The sequence below is a fragment of the Paenibacillus camelliae genome, from assembly GCF_023715345.1.
Taxonomy (GTDB): Bacteria; Bacillota; Bacilli; order Paenibacillales; family Paenibacillaceae; genus Pristimantibacillus; species Pristimantibacillus camelliae.
Map to the genome: position 1 here is coordinate 1 of NZ_JAMBNY010000031.1, position 1,553 is coordinate 1,553.

A 1,553-nucleotide genomic window follows, 5' to 3' on the forward strand; every position below is an offset into this window, starting at 1 on the left:
GAATCAATTTCATAAATCTAAAGCCTTGCTAGATCTAGCTTTCTAATGTACAGAAAAAGGAGTACCTCCCTAAATCTCGAATTGATTAAGTGACCAAACGAAACCAATGAGATGAGGTGTACTCCCAATGCCATATATTCGACACGAGAGTTTGTTTACCCTGCAAGACCTATTTACTATGGAGCAAAAATATCGCTTTGAAGCCATTTTTAATGCTATAGATATTCAACCTTTACTTTGTGTGGTCAGTAAAAAATCCAGGTTTGGTGCTCCCGTTGAGGTTCATTATTCAGCTATGATCTATTCACTTATCGCTAGAATCATTTCACGCATTCCGACGATTAAAGATTTAATCAAAAGGCTCCGCGAAGATGTGTTGTTTCGCCTAGATTGTGGATTTATGCTGTCAGACTCTGTTCCTTCGGAAGCTTCCTACTCGCGACTTATGCAGAAAATGAGCGACAGCAACGTACTAGAGCAGATGCAACAACAAGTGATTGCTCATGCCTTGCAAGAAGGATTTATTTGCGACGACACGATTGCGATCGATGCCACGCATATTGTCGCTCGTGATCAAGCACCTGCTAAACAAGTAAAAGAAAAACCTGAACCTAAAAAACGTGGACGTAAATCCAAAGAAGAGCATGCCAACTGGAATGCACAAAAGCAAGCTGAAGAAGCAAGTAAAGCCATCTACGAAAAAGATATCGCTGCTCAGCGAAACGAATCTTACTCAGCTTTAAGCGAGCAGATGCCGCTTGATCCACAGTGGGGCATCAAGAAAAACAGTGAAAGCAATAACGTGTTTTGGTATGGCTACAAAGCACATTTGGCAGTTGCTACAAGTAGTCAATATATTCTAGGTGCAATGCTCTCTTCCGGTAACTTAAATGATGGAAAAGCTGCTATTCCTTTATTAAAAGGGCTTAGTTACCATCATTCACACTTTAAGTTTCGCTATGCAACAATGGATGCTGGGTATGACCATGAACCGATTTATGAGCAAGTAAGAGAAGCAAAGGCTCATGCGATCATCGCCTATAACCGTCGACGAGAACCTGAATATATCGGTTTCGATGAGCATTTTGCTCCAACCTGCGTGAGAGAGCAGTCCTATCGTTATGACAGTTATGATTCAAAATACGAGATGCTAAAGTATGTTCGTCCGAAAGCGTGTGAAGAATGTCCACTTAAAAACGATAGCTTGTGTCAGAAGGTGTACAAAATTAAACGAACATCGAATCTTCGCAAGTATACAGCACCCGCACGAGGGACGGTATCTTGGGATGAAATTTTTAAGCGGCGCTCTGCAGTGGAACGCGTTAATGCTTATTTGAAAGGATACTTTCAACTTAATCATATTCGTCATCGATCAGGGCAAAAAGCAAAAGCACACTTGAGTCTGGTTTCTTTGGTATACAATGCAACGAAATTAGCAGTAGATCGCATCAATAAACAATTCAACCAACAAGCAGCTTAAGCTTCAAAAATGAGATTTCAGAAATTCTGTTCGTCTGACTTTATTTAGAGAAGTGCATTATGAAATTGATTCA

General features: G+C 40.4%; 1 protein-coding gene. It reads left to right on the plus strand.

Annotation, left to right across the window (positions count from 1 at the left end):
- Positions 1-127 precede the first annotated feature (127 nt).
- A complete protein-coding gene (locus M3180_RS22230) occupies positions 128-1,480 on the plus strand; it encodes a transposase (RefSeq protein ID WP_144877910.1) in 1,353 nt (450 codons plus the stop codon).
- Positions 1,481-1,553: the final 73 nt, after the last annotated feature.